Annotated in this window: 1 pseudogene; it reads right to left on the reverse strand. The window is 62.3% G+C overall.

Going from position 1 to position 377, the window contains the following annotated elements:
- A pseudogene (locus FC814_RS22595) lies at positions 1-377 on the reverse strand (hypothetical protein); the annotation flags it as partial.

Below are 377 nucleotides of genomic sequence, written 5' to 3' on the forward strand. Positions count from 1 at the left end.
CCCCGGTTCACGATGGCATCGAGCACCACGGGCAGGTTTTCGTCATCTTCATCGAGCCAGCAGGGGTGATCGCTTTCCTTCACGACCAGGCGAAAGCGGCGCGTCTGGCGGGTCAGCAACGTCTGACCGGTGGTGGTCAGCGCCGCACGGATACGCCGCGCATCTTCTGCCACCTGGTAACAGATGCTTCGTACCGCATCGTGCACCGCATCAAGAACAGCCCTGATTTCGTCTTCGGTCAGCCATTCTCCGGCATACGGGAAAGACACCTGCGTTCCGTCTGCCGGAAGTACCGGCAGCGACTGCCACTGACTGCCGGACAGTACCAGTTCCGCCCCGGTTCCGGTCAGTCTCTGAATGGCGGAGGCCAGGAGCGG

Source organism: Escherichia sp. MR (genome assembly GCF_005280595.1).
GTDB lineage: Bacteria > Pseudomonadota > Gammaproteobacteria > Enterobacterales > Enterobacteriaceae > Escherichia > Escherichia ruysiae.